Origin of the sequence: Streptomyces sp. NBC_01591 (assembly GCF_035918155.1) — a bacterium.
Classification (GTDB): domain Bacteria; phylum Actinomycetota; class Actinomycetes; order Streptomycetales; family Streptomycetaceae; genus Streptomyces.
Map to the genome: position 1 here is coordinate 1,454,464 of NZ_CP109327.1, position 19,067 is coordinate 1,473,530.

The 19,067-nt window shown below is 68.5% G+C and carries 25 protein-coding genes and 1 pseudogene; 9 read left to right on the forward strand and 17 right to left on the reverse strand.

Annotated elements, in window-relative coordinates; genetic code table 11:
• The first annotated feature begins 389 nt into the window (after positions 1-389).
• The 6 genes from OG978_RS06860 to OG978_RS06885 all read left to right on the forward strand — a co-directional run bounded on the left by OG978_RS06860 (position 390) and on the right by OG978_RS06885 (position 4,116).
• Positions 390-1,454, forward strand: a complete 1,065-nt coding sequence (locus OG978_RS06860) for a DNA-binding protein (RefSeq protein ID WP_326764331.1) — start codon at positions 390-392, stop codon at positions 1,452-1,454.
• Positions 1,451-1,999: a flavoprotein gene (locus tag OG978_RS06865; protein WP_326764332.1), complete on the forward strand. Its 549-nt coding sequence runs from the start codon at positions 1,451-1,453 to the stop codon at positions 1,997-1,999. The genes OG978_RS06860 and OG978_RS06865 overlap by 4 nt, the downstream gene beginning before the upstream one ends.
• Positions 2,000-2,008: 9 nt before the next feature.
• On the forward strand, positions 2,009-2,182 hold the full coding sequence (locus OG978_RS06870) for a hypothetical protein (RefSeq protein WP_326764333.1): 174 nt from the start codon (positions 2,009-2,011) through the stop codon (positions 2,180-2,182).
• A gap of 82 nt (positions 2,183-2,264) precedes the next feature.
• Positions 2,265-2,471: a hypothetical protein gene (locus tag OG978_RS06875; RefSeq protein ID WP_326764334.1), complete on the forward strand. Its 207-nt coding sequence runs from the start codon at positions 2,265-2,267 to the stop codon at positions 2,469-2,471.
• A 197-nt stretch (positions 2,472-2,668) separates the two neighbouring features.
• Positions 2,669-3,073: a hypothetical protein gene (locus OG978_RS06880; RefSeq protein ID WP_326764335.1), complete on the forward strand. Its 405-nt coding sequence runs from the start codon at positions 2,669-2,671 to the stop codon at positions 3,071-3,073.
• Positions 3,074-3,810: 737 nt separating this feature from the next.
• Positions 3,811-4,116, forward strand: a complete 306-nt coding sequence (locus OG978_RS06885) for a hypothetical protein (protein WP_326764336.1) — start codon at positions 3,811-3,813, stop codon at positions 4,114-4,116.
• 78 nt (positions 4,117-4,194) lie between these two features.
• On the opposite strand, the pseudogene OG978_RS06890 reads toward OG978_RS06885, so the two are convergent.
• Positions 4,195-4,989: pseudogene (locus OG978_RS06890) on the reverse strand (transposase).
• A gap of 51 nt (positions 4,990-5,040) precedes the next feature.
• Here OG978_RS06890 and OG978_RS06895 point away from each other — a divergent pair.
• Positions 5,041-5,250 carry a hypothetical protein gene (locus tag OG978_RS06895; RefSeq protein WP_326764337.1) on the forward strand — a complete coding sequence of 70 codons (210 nt, stop codon included), beginning with the start codon at positions 5,041-5,043 and terminating at the stop codon, positions 5,248-5,250.
• Positions 5,251-5,298: 48 nt separating this feature from the next.
• On the opposite strand, the gene OG978_RS06900 is transcribed toward OG978_RS06895, so the two are convergent.
• From OG978_RS06900 to OG978_RS06975, 16 genes are all read right to left on the reverse strand, one after another.
• A complete protein-coding gene (locus tag OG978_RS06900) occupies positions 5,299-5,955 on the reverse strand; it encodes a recombinase family protein (RefSeq protein WP_326764338.1) in 657 nt (218 codons plus the stop codon).
• A 190-nt stretch (positions 5,956-6,145) separates the two neighbouring features.
• Positions 6,146-6,286, reverse strand: coding sequence for a hypothetical protein (locus OG978_RS06905; protein ID WP_326764339.1), 141 nt, complete (start codon positions 6,284-6,286; stop codon positions 6,146-6,148).
• On the reverse strand, positions 6,279-6,941 hold the full coding sequence (locus OG978_RS06910; protein WP_326764340.1) for a collagen-like protein: 663 nt from the start codon (positions 6,939-6,941) through the stop codon (positions 6,279-6,281). Before OG978_RS06910 ends, OG978_RS06905 begins: the two co-directional genes overlap by 8 nt.
• Positions 6,938-7,285, reverse strand: a complete 348-nt coding sequence (locus OG978_RS06915) for a hypothetical protein (RefSeq protein WP_326764341.1) — start codon at positions 7,283-7,285, stop codon at positions 6,938-6,940. Before OG978_RS06915 ends, OG978_RS06910 begins: the two co-directional genes overlap by 4 nt.
• 17 nt (positions 7,286-7,302) lie before the next feature.
• Positions 7,303-7,533, reverse strand: a complete 231-nt coding sequence (locus OG978_RS06920) for a holin (RefSeq protein WP_326764342.1) — start codon at positions 7,531-7,533, stop codon at positions 7,303-7,305.
• Position 7,534: 1 nt separating this feature from the next.
• The gene (locus OG978_RS06925) at positions 7,535-8,386 is read right to left on the reverse strand and encodes a peptidoglycan recognition protein family protein (RefSeq protein WP_326764343.1); all 852 of its coding nucleotides are present in this window, start codon (positions 8,384-8,386) and stop codon (positions 7,535-7,537) included.
• 63 nt (positions 8,387-8,449) lie between these two features.
• Positions 8,450-10,282, reverse strand: coding sequence for a glycerophosphodiester phosphodiesterase (locus OG978_RS06930; RefSeq protein WP_326764344.1), 1,833 nt, complete (start codon positions 10,280-10,282; stop codon positions 8,450-8,452).
• Positions 10,283-10,296: 14 nt separating this feature from the next.
• The gene (locus OG978_RS06935; RefSeq protein WP_326764345.1) at positions 10,297-10,917 is read right to left on the reverse strand and encodes a hypothetical protein; all 621 of its coding nucleotides are present in this window, start codon (positions 10,915-10,917) and stop codon (positions 10,297-10,299) included.
• Between the two features lie 7 nt (positions 10,918-10,924).
• The gene (locus OG978_RS06940) at positions 10,925-11,626 is read right to left on the reverse strand and encodes a hypothetical protein (protein ID WP_326764346.1); all 702 of its coding nucleotides are present in this window, start codon (positions 11,624-11,626) and stop codon (positions 10,925-10,927) included.
• 197 nt (positions 11,627-11,823) lie between these two features.
• Entirely contained in the window at positions 11,824-13,035 is a 1,212-nt protein-coding gene (locus tag OG978_RS06945) for an IS4 family transposase (RefSeq protein WP_326763669.1), read from the reverse strand.
• Between the two features lie 24 nt (positions 13,036-13,059).
• Positions 13,060-13,302, reverse strand: a complete 243-nt coding sequence (locus tag OG978_RS06950) for a hypothetical protein (protein WP_326764347.1) — start codon at positions 13,300-13,302, stop codon at positions 13,060-13,062.
• On the reverse strand, positions 13,299-14,459 hold the full coding sequence (locus OG978_RS06955; RefSeq protein ID WP_326764348.1) for a phage tail protein: 1,161 nt from the start codon (positions 14,457-14,459) through the stop codon (positions 13,299-13,301). Before OG978_RS06955 ends, OG978_RS06950 begins: the two co-directional genes overlap by 4 nt.
• Positions 14,459-14,851, reverse strand: a complete 393-nt coding sequence (locus tag OG978_RS06960) for a hypothetical protein (protein WP_326764349.1) — start codon at positions 14,849-14,851, stop codon at positions 14,459-14,461. Before OG978_RS06960 ends, OG978_RS06955 begins: the two co-directional genes overlap by 1 nt.
• A 29-nt stretch (positions 14,852-14,880) precedes the next feature.
• The gene (locus OG978_RS06965; protein ID WP_326764350.1) at positions 14,881-17,352 is read right to left on the reverse strand and encodes a phage tail tape measure protein; all 2,472 of its coding nucleotides are present in this window, start codon (positions 17,350-17,352) and stop codon (positions 14,881-14,883) included.
• A 42-nt stretch (positions 17,353-17,394) separates the two neighbouring features.
• Positions 17,395-17,811: a hypothetical protein gene (locus OG978_RS06970; RefSeq protein WP_326764351.1), complete on the reverse strand. Its 417-nt coding sequence runs from the start codon at positions 17,809-17,811 to the stop codon at positions 17,395-17,397.
• Positions 17,808-18,116 carry a transposase gene (locus OG978_RS06975; protein ID WP_326764352.1) on the reverse strand — a complete coding sequence of 103 codons (309 nt, stop codon included), beginning with the start codon at positions 18,114-18,116 and terminating at the stop codon, positions 17,808-17,810. The genes OG978_RS06970 and OG978_RS06975 overlap by 4 nt, the downstream gene beginning before the upstream one ends.
• Before the next feature lie 237 nt (positions 18,117-18,353).
• Between OG978_RS06975 and OG978_RS06980 the strand changes: the two genes are divergently transcribed.
• Entirely contained in the window at positions 18,354-18,554 is a 201-nt protein-coding gene (locus tag OG978_RS06980) for a GntR family transcriptional regulator (RefSeq protein ID WP_326764353.1), read from the forward strand.
• A 96-nt stretch (positions 18,555-18,650) separates the two neighbouring features.
• Entirely contained in the window at positions 18,651-19,019 is a 369-nt protein-coding gene (locus OG978_RS06985; RefSeq protein ID WP_442817826.1) for a DUF6907 domain-containing protein, read from the forward strand.
• Positions 19,020-19,067 lie beyond the last annotated feature (48 nt).

The following is a 19,067-nucleotide window of genomic DNA, read 5'->3' on the forward strand; positions in this document are numbered from 1 at the left end:
CGCCTCCCTCGGGGCGGGCCCGCTGCTCGCCAAGGTCGGTGTCGGCGCCGACAGTGAGCGCTGTCCTGCACCAGACGCAGGACCATCCGCGCTGCTGCTGCTCCGTCAGGTCACTGACTGGCGGTAAGTCCCTCACGGTCATGGCGTCCCCAGCTCTCGTTGATCTGCTGTGACTGCAAGGTAGGACGGGGTACAACGGGGGTGGGCACGCAAAGTGCGTGCCCTGTTCGGGGAGTCCTCCATGGAGACTGGGCGCATCGGCCGGCGCATCGCCTACTGGCGAGAGCGGCGCGGCTTCACACAAGCGGACTTCGGTCGGCTGATGGGGCAAACCCGCAGGTGGGCAGGATCTGGAGGGCGGGCAGCGTCAGCAGGACCCGCGCCTATCCGTGCTGGTGCGCGCGGCCGACGTCCTGCGCATCCCCCTGGAGCAGCTACTGATGGACGGGCCCCCTGAGCCGCCCTCGGCGACCATGCCGCCTGTCGAGGCGCTGGCCGTCATCGATGTCCTGTACCGCAACGACGACGAGGACGGGGATCCCCCGCCGCTCGCGGAGCTGCGTCGACGACTCAATTACTGCTGCGAAGCGTTCCAGGCCTGCCACTACGGGGCGCTCGGCCGGGACTTGCCCGCACTGATCGTCAGGTCCAGGCAGTCCGCCGCGCGGGCCGGCGCCGAGGCCAGCGAGGCTCACGCCCTGCTATCGCGCGTTCTGCAGCTCACCGCGTCTTTCCTTCACAAGTACGGCCCGGCAACAGCCGTTCAGGCTGCGGTGGTTGCCGACCGAGCCCTGGCTGCGGCCGAACGCTCCGGCGATGCGGTCGCGATCGGGGCGGCATCGAGACGGGTAGCGAAGTCGCTCACGTACCAGCAGCAGCCACGCGCGGCCGTGGACTTCGCCATAGGGGCAGCGCGGCGCCTGTCCACGGAGCTGGAGGCAAGCGGACCGCTGGGGCTGTCGACCCTCGGCATGCTGTACCTGAACGCGGCGATCGCAGCCGCATCCCTGGACCGGTCGACGGCCGCGGTTCGGCAAGCCAGCGAACACGTTGACCAGGCTGCCGAGGTGGCTGACCAGCAGGGCGACGACCTCGACGAGGACTACACGATGTTCGGGCCGACGAACGTCGGGCTGCACCGGGTAGACGTGCTGACCAGGTTCGAGGACGGGTGGTCAGCGATCGAAGCCGCGGACGGGCTCGAGGGCGAAGCACTGCATGGGCTGTCGAAGGAGCGGCAGGCGCAGCACCTCATCACGATGGCACGCGCTCAGCTCTTGACACGGCGCAAGGAGACTGCGGCGGACTCGCTGATCGAGGCGGCGCGGCTGGCCCCGGAAGAGGTCATCGGCCGACAGTCCACGGTCGACCTGGTGGCCGACGTGGTCGGGGCGACCCCGGTTCCCGGCGGGGACTTGCGTCGCCTGGCCGCGCGATGTGGACTCCCGGCATGACGAAGCGAGTTCTCTATCTCATCGCCTGCGCGGCCGGCCCGACCCAGTACATCGACGAGGGGGTTCGCCAAGCCCAGGCCCGCGGCTGGGACACCTGCCTGATCCTGACGCCGTCCGCTGCGACCTGGTGGGAGCCGCGCATGGCCGAACTGGAGAAGCTGACCGGGCACCCGGTGCGGTCTCGGTACAAGCTCCCCTGGGAGAAAGACGCACTGCCCAACGCTGACGCGATGCTGTTCGCGCCGCTCAGCTGCACCAGCCTGAACAAGTGGGGCGGCGGCATCTCGGACACGCTCGCGCTCGGGCTCATCTCCGAGGGCGTACACATGGGCGTGCCCGCACTGGCCATGCCCTACTTCAATCAGGCTCAGGGCGCTCAGCCGGCCGTGGCCCGCAGCATCGCGGATCTGCGAGCGCAGGGTGTGGTCTTCCTCGACGGACCAGACGGGTACGAGTCCCATCCTCCGAAGCAGGGAAACCCGGCGGGTTTCCCTTGGCACCTCGCCCTCGACGCGGTCGGCGCCATTGTCAGTCCTGCCCCGTAGCCTGTTCCCATGTCGATCACTCCTTCGCCCGCCACCCCTGTGCGCTCCCCCGCCGCGGTGAACGCGGACATCCGCGCGCTGTGGGCAGCCGGCCCGCTGTCGCCGGAGGGTGAGGCGGAGTGCCAGCGGCTGCTAGTGGAGTGGGAAGCCGCGGTCCGGGCGGATGTTGTCACAGCAGCCTGACCTGCGCGGCTCCGTTCGATTGTCAGTGCCGCCGTTTACGATCCGGCCGTGGCAATCGATATCCCTGAAGATCTGATCGAGCTTGAGCGCAAGGCGGTGGCCGAGCAAGCAGAAGGCGCACGCCGAGCCGTACACCGAGGAAGGCTGGGCCGCGTGGCGGCAGGCAGCAGAAACGTTCCAGGCTGCCGTGACTGCGCACGCTGAGGCGGCCGGGGTGTCCCGGTACGCACCGGAGATGGCCGTGAAGAAGGCCGTGCTGCATCCGGAGCCCTCACCCGACGAGGGCTGACGCTCGTCCGCCCCTCCCCCGGGCGCTGTTCCGGGTGAGGGGCGGTCTCGTAGCTGCGCCCAGCCATAGGCGCGAATGGGATGAGCCCACGGTACTGGGCCGGTATGACAACCGGGCCGGGGCGCCGTGCGGCACCTGCGCAACCATTCGCGTGCCCCACGTGTCAGACCCTGCACGCCTACTTTCGGAGTGCCATCGTGAAACCCGCTGCTGCCCTGCTCGCTGCCGCCGTACTGCTGTCCCTCGCCGCCTGCTCGACCGGGCACGCGGATGTGAACAAGGCGGAACCGAGTAGCAGCGCCACAGGTGATGCCGGCAAGAGCAGCACCGCAGAGAAGGCCGCAGGCATCCCAGACGCGCCGACCGGTAACGACCGCGACGCGTACCTAGACGCGATTGCGGCAGTGGATCCGCAGATCATCGTGGACGAGCAGAAGGCCATCGATGCCGGTCGGAACCAGTGCGCCTCGCTCGCAGGGGACGGTTTCGCCAACGTGGATTGGCTTGCGGCGCAGCGGTTCGGGAACGACGCCCGGCCGCTCACGGACGCGCAGGGCAAGCAGTTGAATGCCGCACTACGGGGGACGCTGTGTCCTGAGTGACGTTGCTCTAAGCGATCTTGGTGGCCCCGCCGGCGGGGGATGCGGCGGGGCCAGAGCCAGCATGGCAGGGGTAGGCAGAGCGCGCACCAGGCTCCACACCAACTAGAATCGAACTTATGTCCGATATTCCGTCGCGCCTGGTCATGCTGCGCTTCCTCAGGAGAGTGCAGGAGCAGCAGCTCGCCCAGACCGACCGGTGGATCGCCGATGAGGAACGGCGGGAAGCTGAGCGGCAGCAGGGTGAGGAGCGGCGGCCACCCACCCCGGACTGGGTGATGGAGCTCAGCATCGGCGTCGGCGCCCGTTCCGTGTCCCTTTCCCGCGCTGCTCGACGGTCTGAACCGTCTGGCCCGCCCTCGGACCGCCGACCGCCTTGTGTCTCCACTTCTCTGCCCATACTCCATGCGGGTGGTGTGGGCTCTGGGGCGTCACCGTCGAAGAGGGACGGCGTCAGGGGGGACGTCATGGCTCGGGCCTGACCGCCGACCGCTGACCTGCGGAATTGAGCAGACTTCTGCTCAAGATGCTGGAGAGGGTATCTGCTATTAACGTGATGCCTGTGAGAGTCGCAACCGGGGCACGCCTCGGGCGGCAAGATTCCGGAAGGACCGGAACCAATGAGCGGCGAGACGTGCTCCCGCTTGGAGCTGTGACCTCTGCGAACCGCACCGTATGTCTTGCATGCGCTGTGGCCACCCGCCTTCGATCTTCGGTGGCGGAAGGAAAGGTAGAGACTCATGCGAGCACCTCATATCAAGCGTTCCCTCGCTGTAGCCGCCGCCGGTGTGATGCTGGCTGGTGGCGCCGCCGTTGGTGCCGGAGGGGCAGCTGCGGCCGCCCCTGCCCACGCGACCTCCGCGGCTAGCCACTCCTACGACCGGTGCGGCTGGTGGGATGACTGCGACGGGTACGGATACGGCAACTGGTACGGCTACGGCAACGGGTACGGCTACGGCTACGGCAACGGGTACGGCTACGACAACGGCTACGGCCGCGTAGCCATTGTCGTGGTGGGCGTACCCGGTGGCTACGGCGGATACTGAGCCAACTCGGGGAGAGGTGAACTAAGTGCTGTCCCGTTAATGATCTACGACATGGTCGTTGACCTGCCTGTTTCTTCGTTACCCGGCGAGGGTGAGGTTGTGCAGGCGGGCGATGCCGAGCATGGCGTGGTGTACGCCGTCGCCCTTGAGGCGGCAGTCGCGCAGGATCTTCCAGGTCTTCATCCGGGCGAAGGCGTGCTCGACGCGGGCGCGGACCTTGCGGTGGGAGGAGGAACGGCACACCGCCCTCGCCCTGTCCCGGGCCCTGTTCGCCGCCCGTGACCGGCTCGCCGGTTTGGCCTTTCTCGTGGCGGTGCGGGATGACCAGGCTGGTGCCCCGGAATCTGCCGTCCGCAATCACCGTGGTGCGGCCGACGGCGGCTTTCGCGCCGGACAGCTCCCACGCCTTGCAGTCGTTGCGGTTGCCGGGCAGCGGCTGGCCGACCGTGACGAGCCGGGTGTCGGCGTCGATGACGACCTGGTGGTCGAGTACCGGTAATTCTTCGACTTCTCGGCGACCTGGTGGTCACGCGTGGGGACCAGGGTGCCGTCCACGATCAGCACGGTGTCCTTGCGGAACCGCTGCCGGGGCTGGAGCGCCAGCGACGGGCCGAGGTGGTCGATGATGCTGTCAGCGGCCGACTTCGAGATGCCGAACAGCGGCGCCAACTGCCGCAGCGTGAGATTGGTTCGCCAGTATGCGGCGACCAGCAGGACGCGGTCCTCGAGCGGCAGGCTCCAGGGCCGGCCTTCGCGGACCGGGTCCGCCCCCTCGCGCCGCAACGCGGTGATCAGCTTGCCGAACTGACGCGGGCTCAACCCGGCGAACGGGGCTATCCAAGACGGCTCCGACGCCGTGATCACACGAGACACGACAAGATCATCTCACCCGTGACCAGCAGTTACGGGACAGCCTTTAGAGGGATGAGCGCCCCGATAGTCGTCCACGGCTTGTCCCGCACCGGTGGGCGGAGAGTCACGATCAACGGGGAGATTGCCGGGCTCGCCCACAACGACCACGACCTCGTCGAGTTCCTCAGACGGGCTGGGCTCGAAGACGCCTGGGACCTCCTCGACAACCCGCACTGGATTGAGTGGCGCGGCGGCCGGGCGCACCGGTACGAAGCGGCGTGACGAGAACCCCCTCCCTTTGAAGCGGAGAGGGCCGATTGCGCGGTTGCCTCATGCGTCCACTGCGTGCTCATCGGTGGTGGTGTGCTCAGCGTCGTAGGCGCGGAGGGCCTGGGAGATTGCGCCGACGCTGGGGTTCTTGCCCTTGCTCTTCCCCTCGGCGATCCGCAGGTGCGGTTGGATCTGCCGGATGGTGAAGCCCTTGTCGCGGAGGGCTACGGCCTGGATCGTGAGGGTCTCCGTCATCACCTGCTTGCGGCCGAGCTGCTTACCCGACCTTCGAGCAGCGTCGAGGCCGTTCTTCGTCTTACGGCTGATGTCCTTGCGGCGCTCCTCTGCGAGCAGCATGGCCAGCTTGAGCATCATGTCTGCCTGCGGGTCGTGCTTCGCATGCTCCTCGGGGTAGTGGTCGCCGGCGCCGATGCCCTTGAGGACGCGCAGCGGGATGCCCTGTTGGCCGAGGTGCCCCATTAGGAGCAGGCCGTCGAGGAGGTTGCGGCCGAGGCGGTCGACTTCCTGCACGCAGAGCATGTCGCCCTCGCGCATCCAGTCCAGGGCCTTGGAGAGTTCGGGGCGCTTGTCGTGGCTGATCCTGCCGCTGATCTTCTCCTCGAAGATGCGGATGCATCCGGCGTCTTCGAGGTCGAGCCGCTGTCGTCGCGTGTTCTGTTCGTCGGTACTGACGCGGCCGTATCCGATGAGGTCCATACGCCTCCCGTTCAGGAAGTAGCTAACTCACGATTCCTGAACAGTGTCACAGATGAACGGGCAAATGAACAGACGGGACGTCAAATCCCGGCTCTCCAGCGGTTCATGGTTCAGGATCAGCAGCCGACCGATTGATGAACGGCCGCTGCAGCAGAGAAACCCCCTCCCGCCGGAGCGGGAGGGGGCGATGTCACTCGGACTCGTCGTCGAGGGGCGGGATGTCGGGCTCGATGAACAGCCCGGCGTACTGCGGCGCTGGCGGCGGCCCGGCAGCGGCGCCCGTCCGCGGTTCCACGCTCCGCTGCATTTGACGGGTCGGGGCATCAGCCATTGAGTCTCCTGTACATCGAGGTTGCCGCCAGAGCGCCGAGGCCGAGGAGGCTGCGGGACTGGTCCGGCGTCGGAGTGGCGGCGCCAGTACGGCGGCACACCAGGGCATCCGGATCATCCGGCGGCACCTGGAGACTGTAGCCGTCCGGGCAGGTCTGCCCGGACTTGCCGTCGCGCCCGTCCGTGCCGTTCTTGCCGTCGGTGCCCGGCGGGCCAGTAGGACCGGTGTCGCCCTTCGGACCGGCCGGCCCCACGACGGATTGCCCGTCCGTACCCGGGGCGCCCGTGGGGCCTGGCGAGCCGACGACGGATGCGCCGTCTTTGCCGTCGATGCCGGGGCTACCGCTCGGGCCAACAGGTCCCGTCGGGCCGATCGGGCCAGGAGCGCCCTGATCGCCCTGCGGTCCGGGTGGGCCGACGACGGATGCGCCGGGTTGGCCGCGGCTACCGGGTGGGCCCGCCACCGGAGACTCCCCCAGCCGCTCCACCTGCTGCGCGAGCGCATCCCTCGCCTCGTTCGCGGTGCGGAGGTCGTGAGAGAGCCCCTGCATCGTCACAACGAGGAACGCGAACCCTGCCAAGGCCACCGCAGCGGCGAGGGTGAACACGAGGTCGGTGCGGCGCCGTTCGGCGCCCGCGCTCTTGTGTCGCCTCATGCTCCCGCCCCCTGCGCATTCAAATACACGGTCAGGATCAGCAGCAGAACCGGTGCGATCAGGGCCGTGAAGATGAGGCGCCGGTCAGCGGCCCGGCGGTCCGCCGCATGCTGATCCTCATCCCGGCGGTTCTGCGCAGCCTGCTCCCGCGCCTCCTCGATGCCCCGCACCCGCTCGACCAGAAGCTTCAACGCGTCGTCTCGGGCCTGCTGCTCGAGCTGGTACCGCTCGAGCGATACCTTGCTGTCCAGACGGAGACCGAGCTCCCGGAAGTCGTCCTTGAGGTCGGTGCGGACATCTTCGAGTCGGCGCATCACCTCGCCGAGAGTCGGCTCATCAGGCACGTGCTACTCCACTTACGTCAGGCGCTGGTCGGGTCGACGTGGTCACGGACGGTGTGTCTCGCCTGGTACCCGGCAAGCCACGTGAGGGCGGCCGGGACGAGCGCGAGCAGCGGCGCCTGGCCCCACGACGGGAGCGGGCCGAGCAGGCTGGAATCTGCGGTGATCGCGTTCAGCACAGCGACGGCGAGACCGGCGAGGAACGCCCCCGCGCTCGCGGCCTTCACCTTCGTTTCGACGGGTGCAGCCATGTCAGGACTCCTTCTTCAGTGTGGCGACGTCGGCGCGCAGCTGGCGCACCTCGTCGAGGATGTGGGCGAGGAAGTACCCGGCGGCGTGCTCCTCGCGGCCCGAACTGGTGCCCTTCGCCGTGGTGCCGATCTCTCCTATGGAGATCAAGTTGCTATGCAGGGCCTTCACGCGGTCGTCCGTTGTGGACATGGGCGTCTCCTTCGGAGGTGTAGGGGTGGTCTGACCGGGCGGCCATGACGCGGGATGCTTGAGGCGCTCGGCGACGTCGGCGCGCAGCTGCGACATGCTGAAGCCGCGGGGGTCGACCTTGTCGCTCGACCACTCCAGGTGGCCGATCACGGACTTCGCCGACCAACCGTGCGCCCGGCACAGGGCGGCCTGCACACGCACGATCGCGTCGTACTGCGCCTTGGGCCAGGGGTCCTTGCCGTCGCCTAGGTTCTCGCACTCCCAACCGTAGTAGCGCGCGTTGCCGTCGATCCCGTTGCTGTTGCCGCGGGTCGGCGGAGTCGGTCGAGCACCGTAGGACTCGGCGGTGACCTGTTCCAACACCTTGGGGTCGCCGCCCCCGGCGTGGTTGGTCCGGCCCCAGCCGACCAGGTGTACCCGGCCGTCCTTCGCGATCATTCCGTGGCACAGCGGGCCGGGCAGGTCGGCGTAGCCATCGCGGGCGATCCGCACCGTAGCCGCGGTCCCCTTGGCCACGGTGTGGTGCACGATGCTGCCGTTGACCGGTCCCCACGGGCCCTTCGAATTGCGGTTGTGGGTGCGCCAGTTGCCGACCTCGACGACCCGCACGCCCTCCGCGCGGAGGGCGGCAAGGACAGCAGCGGCGGACAGGGGGTTGGCCATGGGGCCTCCAGACATGCGAGGAGCCCCGGCCGTAGCGGCTCGGGGCTCGGGATGAAGAGGGGATCAAGTGGCGCTGATGCTCGCGATGTTGATCAAACCGGTGGCGGCCGCGTTGTAATTGCGCCCGACGAACACCGACCACGGCACTCGGTGGGTGGAATCCGTGACTGTGGTGGTCAGTCCGGACACCTCGGGGACGGACAGCGTGATCTGCGTGGCCGTGATCACGCACCGCAGGGTGTAGACGGTGCCCGCCGCGAGGTCGGCCCCGGCCGTCGTGTTGGCCAGCTGGGTGGATGTGCCGACCGCCTTGTCGTCCCGGTAGATCCGCAGGCTGCGGTTGTTGGAGACCTGGACGGTGTAGCCGTTGTGGCGGATGTCCGAGCTGGACAGGATCGTGGCGTCGACGTCGGCGCCCAGGTGCAGCGAGAGCAGCGACCAGCCAGCGGAACCAGAGGTCGGGACGCTGAACTTCACGTCCACCGTCGTGGTGGCGGGCGCTGGCGAGACTTCCCCAGCGAGGAGAACCTGCGCGTCGGCCGGGTCGGCGGAGGCTGGCGGCGGGAGAGGGATCCGGCCCTGCGCGTCCAGGACCGGGCGGGCCGCGGCCGAGGGAACGTAGCCGGGGCCCCAGGTCCCCATACCGAACGTGCTGGCGGTGCGGCGCGGAACGGCCCCGCTGACGTAGGCGGGGTAGTCCGCGATGATGCCGCGGCACCCGAGCGCCAGGGCCCGGTCTCGCTGGACGCGGCGGGCGAGGGTGTGTGCGTAGACGCCGAGCGGGTAGTTCTGGGCGATCGCGGCGGTGATCTGTGCGTCCGTGCCCGCGATGTCGAGGTCCAGGAGGTCCGCGCCGCTGGCCTTGATTGTGGTCGGGTTGTCGCTCGCCATCTGCGAGGCAGACCGCCACAGGTGTGCGAGGCACCCGCTGCTTTTGATCGTGGCCATCACCGAGGGCGTGTTGCTGTTGATCAGCACCGAGCGCTCAAGCCGACGGGCCTTGATCATGGCAGCCAGTTTCGGGACGGACGCGGCATCCTTCGCCTCGATCGTCAGCACGTACCGGCCGCCGAACTCGTTCAGCAGGTCTTCGACGGTCGGGATCGGCAAGTCGGGGTATCCGGCTGCGAACCACGTGCTCGGGTCCAGGCGTGCGGCGGCCAACTGCGCGGCCGTGATCTGTGCGGCGGTGCCGGACTTGTTGGTCACGCGGTCGATGGTCGCGTCGTGCATCGAGACGAGCGTGCCGTCGGCCAGGAGCCGGGCGTCGACGTCGAGAATCTGCGAGTACGCCCGTGCCGCGCGCAGCGCATCCACGCTGTTCTCCGGGGATTCTCCGGCGCCGCCTCGGTGGGCGTCGAAGACAACGGCCGGCAGGTTATCGACGGTGGCGGCTTCGCCGAGCCGGGACTGTACGGCGGCGATGGCTGCGGCCGCGTCGGTCTGTGCCTGCTCGGCCGCGGTCTCTGCGGCCGCTGCCGCGCTGCTCGCTGTCGCGGCTGTCGCGGACGCGTTGCCCGCTGCGGCCAGGGCTGCTGCAGCGTCGCCTGCCGCGCTGGTCGCCAGTTGTCCGGCGGCCGTCGCCGCCTGCAGCGCCTCGGTGGCCACCTCCCGGCCGGTCATGTACCACCGCACCGTGCGGCCGCCGGTAGCAAGGTACTCGTATTCGATCTGCGGCCACTCGCACATCCACTGCCGTATCGCACCCGGCGCGGTCGAATCAGCTGCGTTGGAGCGGAGTTGCCCGATCGGGGTCACACCGTCCGACTCGTACAGCGCGGTAATCACCGCGCCAGTCCCGGCGACCCGGACGACGACGGGGTAGTCGGGGACCACGTTTCCGGCAGGGTCGGTCAGGACTTCGGCGGGGCTGCCGCCGTAGGTGTACAGGGTCATACGGGTGTGGCCTCTCAGTCGATCCAGTAGGAGCCGGAAATATCGATCCACGGTGTGCCGACGGTGCCGCCGTCCTGCGCTCCGTCCTGCGACCAGAACGTCAACGCCCGCGGCACGGTCTCGTCGTCGCTCCACGCCTCAACGCGGCCCGCGCCGACCAACGGGTCACCGCTCATGGAGAAGAACGCCGTCGAGGTGGCCACATGCTGTGGCTTGCAGTCGGCCGGCACCGTCGCGACCTGGATCCCGTTGGTGCCGACGATGAGTCCGCCGTCCGTGCGGATGATGCGCCCGCGCATGTGAACGCGGGTGCCGATCAGCCGAATCTGCGGCGTGTTCTGACCGGCCTGGAAACCGGACGCGAGCGGCAGGGTCCGCCACGCAGGGGTTGGTTCCCAGACGGTTGCCCAGGTGTTCGCCGCCGAGTTGGTCTTGACCCAGACAGATCCGTTCTCGGCGGTGACCACGGTGTGCACCGGCGCCCCCGCATACACCGAGTTGCGCTCGGCGAGGTCCGCGACGTGCTGCCACAGATGGGAGTCGATCACTGTCGCCAGATCCGCGAGTGCACCCGGTCCGACCGGTGCGTCACCGCCCTCGGGCACGGGCAGCCCGGCATATCCGATGGTCGCCATGAGACTCCTAGGCAGAGAAATTGATGGAGATGGTGCCGCCGGTGACGGCCATGTAGTCGGTACGGCCGGACGCATAGATCGCCAGGCCCCGGGCGCTGCCAGATGCCAGAGCGGCACGCCACGAGGCGGGCAGCGTCGCTGTGCCCCGGCCGCCGGCCGACAGCGAGAGCAGTTCCTCCGGGCCGTCCCCGAGGGTGAGCTGCCCGGACGGCGGCGACGTGTAGCCGTGGAGGTAAAGGTGTAGCGGGCGCTTGGCGTTGACGCCAGACCCGGCACGGCGAGTGAATGCGACCCGCATCGACGAGACGGTCTTCCCGGCGCAGGCTGCGGCGATCGCTGTGCCGTAGAACCAGCCGCCGCGGCGGTTGCCGCCGCCGGTCCAGTCGCCTTGGATCGGGTTGCCCGCGTAGTCGTCGGGTCGCCCGCCCCGCCAACTCCCCGATGCCGACGCCGTGATCGTCACCGTCTTCGGTGGCCGGGTCGGTGGCGGTGCCGGGGACGGAGTCGAGCCGCCGATCTGCGCGTACAGCTGCCCCGTGCCGCGGGCGTCCTTCCGCGTCCACAGTGCGGTGACCTGCTCGTAGCCGCTCCCCGGCGACGCGGTCCCCCAGGTGTAGGACGAGATCGCAATCAGGTCCGCGGCCGCGTCTTCCGCGATCCGCCGGACGCTCGCCTCGTCCGTGCCTCCCGGGTCCGGGCCTAGCCGCAATACCGTTCAGTTAGTGGATTTGGATGGTGATGTGGGGGTTGTGTTTGGGTTGGGGCGAGTGTGTGTGGTGGGAGCGTTTCGCGGCCCATTTCAGGATCTTGCGTTTGACGACTCGTGGGTGTGTGCGCTTTCGGCGTGGTGGGTTGAGGTGTTGGGTGAGCCATCGGATGGCGTGATGCCAGATCGTGTCGGCCGTGTCAGTGCTCGGAGGGGGGAAATGCGCTCTGCGCGACTGAACGGCGAGCGATGCGGAGGGCTTTGACGAAGGAGACTCTGTCGGGGTCGTGGCCGGCGTGTGCGGCGGTGTCGGCCATCAGGGTGCGGATGGCGTAGTGGCAGCACAGGTGTCCCCAGATTTCTTGCTGGACGAGCTCGGGGGCTTTCGAGCGCAGTACCGCGCGGGGCCCGCGCTGGTGGGTTTTCAGTTCGTCGAAGGTGGTCTCGATTTCCCACCGTTGGACGTAGGCGGCTGCGAGGTCCTCGGCGCCGGCCTCGGCCGGGTCGAGGATCGTGGTCAGCAGACGGTATTCCTCGGGGTTGTCCCGGCCGTCATCGACCGTGTAGTCGATCACTCTGACCGTGAGTGGATCCGTCGTGGCCCGGTTCGGGCCCGACGTCGGGACGATCCTGGCCAGCCACGACCCGTCGGCCAGGGTTTCCAGATACCGGGGCCTCAGGTTCGTCTTCACTCGCCAGAGCAGATCCGCGCCCGTGGCTGCGGACTGCTGCCAGAGGCGGAACCCGTAAAAGCCCCGGTCGGCCAGGACCAGCTGGCCCGGCTCAAGTCGCCCGACGAGCTGCCGGGACAACTCGATCTCCGACACACTGCACGGGCCGGTGACAGCGTCGAAGACCGCATGAGTACCGCATTCCGCCAATGCCACCAGGCGGGCCTGCGGAAACGCGGACCGCTCCCCCCTGCTGGAAGCGGGCCGCCCGAAGAACTCCGCGTTGGCCGCCGTGTCCGCCACGTCCAGGCACGTCCCGTCGATCGCCACCAGGCGACGCCCGGCCAGCCACGACCCCGGCGTGTCCGGCCCCGCCAGCGGACGCGCGACACGGGCGAAGAGATCCCGCACTGGCTCGAACCCCAGACGAGCCCTGGCCTGGAAGATCGCCGACTTCGAGGGCGGCGGAAACGACTCCGACCACCCCGACGCCCACGACAGCCCGTCCGTGAGCTGCGCGAACACATCCTCGTAGGAACCATCCGAATACAACGCCATCCCCATCGAGAAGTACGCCATCACCCGGGCAGGCAACGACCGGTGACGCCGCTCAGTACGCCCCGCCTCCTCGATCACCGCGTCAACCACGTCCGCGGGAAACACCCGCGTCAGCAACCCCACAGACACCAAATCCGACAACCGGACATCAGAAGACGGCTTCACCCAACCAGAACGCGGCATGCACCCACGATAACCCAGCAGGGCTTAACTGAACGGTATTGGGCCTAGCCGCCACAGCACCACAGGATTCGTACCGGGCCGCACCGCGACCCAGTCGCCAGCCGCCCGACCGCGGTAGGAGTCCGGGCACGGCACGTTGAGGAGCAGCGCCCCCTGATAGTCGAGGTTCACTCCGGTGTCGGTGACATCGACGACCTGCGCCGACACTGTCGACGCCCCCGCAGGGGCGCCGCCGAGCGCCCGGCCGAGGTCTTCCGCAGCACTCACGTGATCCTCCTCGGCGTCGTCCGGGTCGTGCAGGACATGGAAGCGGCGCCCAGCGTGTACGACAGCGAGTCGACTAGGTGCCGCTCCCACACCCCCACGCCGGTCTCCACTTCGATCACGTCGCCGCACTCAAGTGCCGGATTGCACGCTGCAGTCAGCGACAGCGTGTTCTGCACTCCGAGGCTGTCGGCGAGCCGGGCTCGGGCCACCTCTTCGGCCTGGCCGGCCGAAGTGATCAGCGACGAGGAGTACCGCTGGGAGCGGACCCGTACCCATGTCAGGCCGAGGCGCTGTGGGGCGAGCGGGTCGTCGACCGGGTCGGGGCCGGCATATGTGAGGCTGCCCTCGTCGTCGTCCCATGCGTGGACCGGTCCGACTGCCGGAGCGCCGTCGCCCGCATCGCCGGACACCGACCACACGTTGGCCAGCCCTTCCGCAGTCTGCTCCGGCTGCGGTTCGACCAGGGCACCACCGGCACCGCGGGAGACCCGCCACACCACCGGGTCGGCCAGGGTGGGCACCGGGCCCACGGTGACGATGCCCCGTGCGTCGACCCACAGTTCGGCGGCGAGAGCTGCGGCGATCCCGGTCGCGGCCCCGGTGGTGTCCGTGCCGCCGGACAGGACCGCCCACCGGTCCTCGTCCGCGACGATCTGCGGCACCGTGCTGTCCGGGTCGACTCCCGTCCGCCACGCGACAGGGACGCCCGGCAGTGCTTCACCGGCCAGCAAGTCCACCAGGGATCGCGCCGAGTCCGGGCCGATCGTGCGCGGCACAGGGAAGTGGGCGGCCTGGATCTCCTCTTCCAGGCCGTCGAGCTCTACCTGAATCCCGGTCTTGGTCTTCTTCGGCCGGTTCACGGTGTACCGACCGGCGGGGATCCATACCGTGTTGGTGCGGGCAGGTGTGATGCCTTGCCACAGGCGCACGTTCGTCGAGACGGGGTTGATGCCGTCGCGGCCGAGCGGCACATCGGTGAGGGTGGCTGATGCGGAGTACCGGACGGCCTGGGTGCGGGACGCCTGGACCTGGGCGGACCCGGCGACGAGCCCGCACGGCTGCCATGTCTGCCCGCCGTCTACCGTCCACTCGGCCCGGTACGGGCGCCCGCATGCCCCTGGCAAGGCGGCCAGCGCCGCAGCGGAGATGGACAGCATCAGAGGATGCCGTTCGTGCTGAGCGACGCCCACGAGGAGTAGCTGGCAGCGACCGAGTCCCACGTCGCGAACCGCTCGGCGAGGATGTCCCACGACCAGCCGGGGATACGCATCGGCTGCCCGGCGGTGTCCGGACGGTCTACCTGTGTCAGGGCTGCCTGATAGCTGCGGGACTGCGTAGGGATGCTGTCCATGACCTGCTGCACGTCGTTCAGCAGCACGTACTGGTCGGGTCGGTGATAGTCGGGGCGGGTCTGGATCAGCCTCACTCCGGGTGTCACCAGCAGCCGCTCCAGCGCCTCAATCTGGGAGCCTTCGGCGTCTATGACGATGCTCGACTCGGCGGCCGCGTAGACGTCCTGGGATGCCACCGGGTAGGCCGAGCCCTCCACTGCGGCAGAGTCGATCCGGGCGCTCCATGTCAGGTCTGGCCACGATCTGACCGTGACCAGCGCCGACAGTCCTGGCTCGTCCAGGCTCTTGATCCACACATCGTGGGACCACGACTTTGGTGCGGGCGTGGTGACGGCGAGCGAGGATGCCGGGCCGGTGGACCCGTCCTCGTAGATCGGGGTGGCGGTGTAGACGACCGCGACGCCGAGCGGCGCCTCGTGGTCATAGGCGGTTCCGATGCCGCCGATCGCCCATTCCGGGTCGGCGGACCGCACGGGGACGGGTGCGGCGCCGCCCGGGTCCTGGCGCACGATGCGGACCTTCCGCACCGCAGATACATCCGCAAGGGCGGGCGGGGTGTTGCCGTTGTACGACAGCACCACCCCCGCCCACGGCTCGTCGACGATCGCCGCGAGGTACCCGTCCGGCGACGTGACCCGCTAACCCAGTCGAAGAGCCCGCCCCCCTTCGCGAACCCCGGGGAATCACCAGAGCCGCCAGCCGCGGCCCACTTCCGCATGGCCATCACGGCACCGTGACCGCCCGCGCCACGCACCTCGAGGAGACCGATACCGATCTTGAACAGGTCCCAGACCGGCTTGATCTTCTCCTGCCACAGCCAGACTGCCTTGTCCGCGATCCAGCCGAGAACCGGCTGGAAGATGTTCTTCCACAGCCAGGACGCGATAGCGCCCAGGGTGCGGATCTGCGTGACGATCGAGCCGAAAGCAGGCTTGAGCGCGGACTCCCACAACCAGACCGCTTTGTCACCGATCCATCCGAACACCGGGGACAAGACCGTTTCCCAGAGCCAGGATCCGACCGCGGCGAGGAGTTTGAACGCCGCGATGATCGGCAGGAGCATGACGACGACGACCGCGGTGAAGAGGACCTTCGCGGCGGTGCCGATGAACCCGAACACCGGGCTCAAGACCGTGTTCCAGAGCCACGATGCGGCGTCACCGATGGCCCTCAGACCGGTCATGAATCCGTCGGCTGCGGGCTTGATGAACCCGGTCCATGCTGCGGCGGCCGCCGTCTTGATGCCCTCCCATGCCCCGGTGACGATGTTCCGGAACGTTTCGCTCTTCTTGTAGGCGATGACGAGGGCGACGCCCAGGGCGACCACGGCGATTGCGATCAGGACGAACGGGTTGAGCGCCATGACTCCGTTGAGGAGAGCCTGAGCGGCTGCCCAGCCCCGCGTCACCGCGGCGATGCCCCGGCTTGCGAGGGAGTACGCCGTCGTGACGCCGATCGTGATGCCGGTAGTGATGGCCTGCGCGGACAGGGCCAGGGTCACCCCGCCGATCAGCACGGCCAGCGGGAGGAGCCAGATGCCCCACTCGCGGAACCAGCCGATCGTGCCCCACTCGCTGAGGATCGGCAGGACCTGACCGCCGATGAAGTCGACCAGGCCCTGCTTCACGGCCCGGGTGAAGATCTTGATCTCATACCCGGGCCCGGACCGGAACGTTTCGCCGAGCTTGTCGGCCGCGCCGGTGACGTCGCCGAGTGCTGCGCTGGCCTTCGAGGGGTCCAGCGCGAAGAGGGCCGATCCGAGGTCTTCGGCTTGAGTTCCGAACAGTCCGACTGCGGCGGCGTTCTGCTTCACCGGGTCCGTGATGCCGCGCAGCCGGTCCAGGACCGTCTGGAGGCCGGCCGATGCGCTGTCGCCGCCCTTCGCGATCTGCGCGGACATGTCCGACGCCGACAGGCCCAGCATCTTGTAGGCGTCCTGCGACGTGGTGGACATGTCGATCGCGCGGATGCTGAACTCTTTGAACGCGTCCGCGATGATGTCTGTGTTGCGGGCGCCGCCCTGAAGGCCCTGCTGGAACAGGCCCAGGGATGTCTGTGCGTCCAGGCCCAGCTTCCGCAGCTGTACCGGGTACTCCTGGAGCGTGTCCAGGAGGTCTTCGGCGTTCGGGCCGAGCTTCTGGAACCCGACGGTGATCAGATCCAGGGCCGTGGTGGCGTCCGGGGCCAGCTTGTTCTTCAGCAGTGCGGACACGGCCTGCGACTGCAGAGTCATGTCCGTGCCGAAGCTGTTGGCGACATCGGTCATCTTCGTGCCGATGACGTCCAGCTGCTTGACCGTTGAGTCGGGCGGGACCAGGCCGCCGGACACGACTGCCCGGATCGCTTCGGCGCCCTGCTCGAAGTTCTCGGTGACCCCGCGGGCGAACAGCCGGCCGACGGCGGCTCCCTGCTTGGACGCAGTGGCACCAGACGAGCCGAGCTGGTTGGCAAGGGTCTTGGTGACACTGCCCTGTTCGAGCGCGGACGTGAACGCCTCGGTGAACTGCTCCCCGATCTTCGAGGCGATCTCGGTGACGCCGATCGCGGCCGGGGTGCCCTTGAACGCATCTGCGAATCCGCCGCCCGCAGCCTGCCCGGCGTCGTCTCCGGCGCCGCCGGCCGGGCCGACCAGCTGGCGGCGCAGCTCGTTCCCGATGCCGCGTACCGAGGGGATGATCTGCAGAGTTGCGTAGCCCACGTTCGCCACAGGGCACCCCCTCGGTGTCGCGCTATCGAGTTGTCAGGTGATCTCGCCCCGGGCGATCGCTCGGCGCCGTTCGGCGGCGCGTTGCTTGGCGGCCATCCGCTTCGATGTTCGTTCGGGGCTGTTCTTGTCGCGTCTGGGTGCTTGGCCCGGGCGCTGGATCGGCGTGGGCCGCCTGGTCTGCTGGGAGGCCTTGCGGCCCTCGTTCTCCCGCTGCCAGTTCGCGATCCGTAGTTCGTCGATCGTGAGTGCCTGCAGCTGTTCGGTCAGGCCCCATACCCCGTCGCCGTCGTTCTGTGCGAGGTGCTCGGTCAGCTCCGCGTCCTGGCGAACGCGGTCGCACGGCTCGCGCTCGGCACGGCGCCAGCGGTAGTACGTCGAGGAGGCGATGGAAAGCTCCCGGAGTACGCACTCGACCCCCAGGCCGGGGTGCTCGTCAACGAGCGCCGTCACCTGGGCCGGGTCGGGTCGAGCTGCGCCGCGAAAAACGCCGAGGCCGTCCGCAGAACCTCGTTCGCCCGCTTGAGCTGGGCATTCTCCCTGCGCAGCGCGGCGAGTTCGGCGCGTTCATCGGTGGTGGGCCGGTCATCCCGCTCGCCGGCGTCCGCCTCGGCCTGGCGGATCCAGCCGCGCAGGGCCTCCGGATGCACACCGAGGTCGGCGGCGAGCTTCTTGATCTGCGGCCTCGGGTCGGAGGTGCGATACATCCGCACCGCACGCTCACGCAACTCCAGCGAGTACTTCCTGGGGGCAGCCATGGTCGATGTTCCTCTCATGAGTCCCATCTGACCCCCTGTCAACCCACTCCGCATCTCGGGGGAACCTCAGTACGCCAGACAATCGAGTGGCATGGCAGTCGCCTCGAAGCACTCACTGCCGAGGCGCTCGCGATCCGTACTGAGGGACCTCGCCATAACGGCACACACAACTATGACGAGGCCGCCTTCGATCCGGCGTCATGGCCGCGCGTTGATGGGCGGGTCAAGTATCCGCTTATGGCCGAGCTGATACGCCACGAGATCAACACTGGCCACTGGTTAGCCGGACAGCGGATTCCTTCCCTCGCCGTCATGGCAGGCGCGGCCGGCGTCAGCGTTCGGACTGCAAGCAAGGCGGCTGTCCTGCTACAGAACGCGGGGCTACTCACTCTGCACATGGGCGAAGGCCTGTTCGTCTCCCCGTTCAACCCCCAGTAACGCGAACGGCCGGACGGTCATCACCCGTCCGGCCTGTTCAACCAGCGGTTGCTGCCGCTGATCCGTGAGATCCATCCCGATCAAAGGAGTACCTCGATGACTACTGTACTGCCCGAGCCTGCTCTGGTCCCGGCTCAGTCCGTCCCGGTGTCGCATCCGTCGCCGTGCCCGTCGTGGTGCAAGGACCGTCACCGTCCGATGGGCCACCACTTTGGGCCGACGTCCACGGCTCACTGGTCGCAGCAGGTCCAGTTGTCGAACCCAAAACCGTTGTCGGGCCTGTCTGCGGTGATGCTGCGCGCGGAGCTGTATCGCGGGGATCAGGGGTCGGAGGTTGCTGAGCCGCTTCTGTACGTCCAGGGCGAGACGGACATTGACCTGACCGCGGATGAGGCGGACATCTTCATCGCGCAGGCGCAGGCGTTCGTGGACACGCTGCGGGTACTGCGCCGGCAGATGGGCTGAATGACCTGGCGCCCTTGGTGGAATTGGTAGCGCCCCGACCGGCTGGTC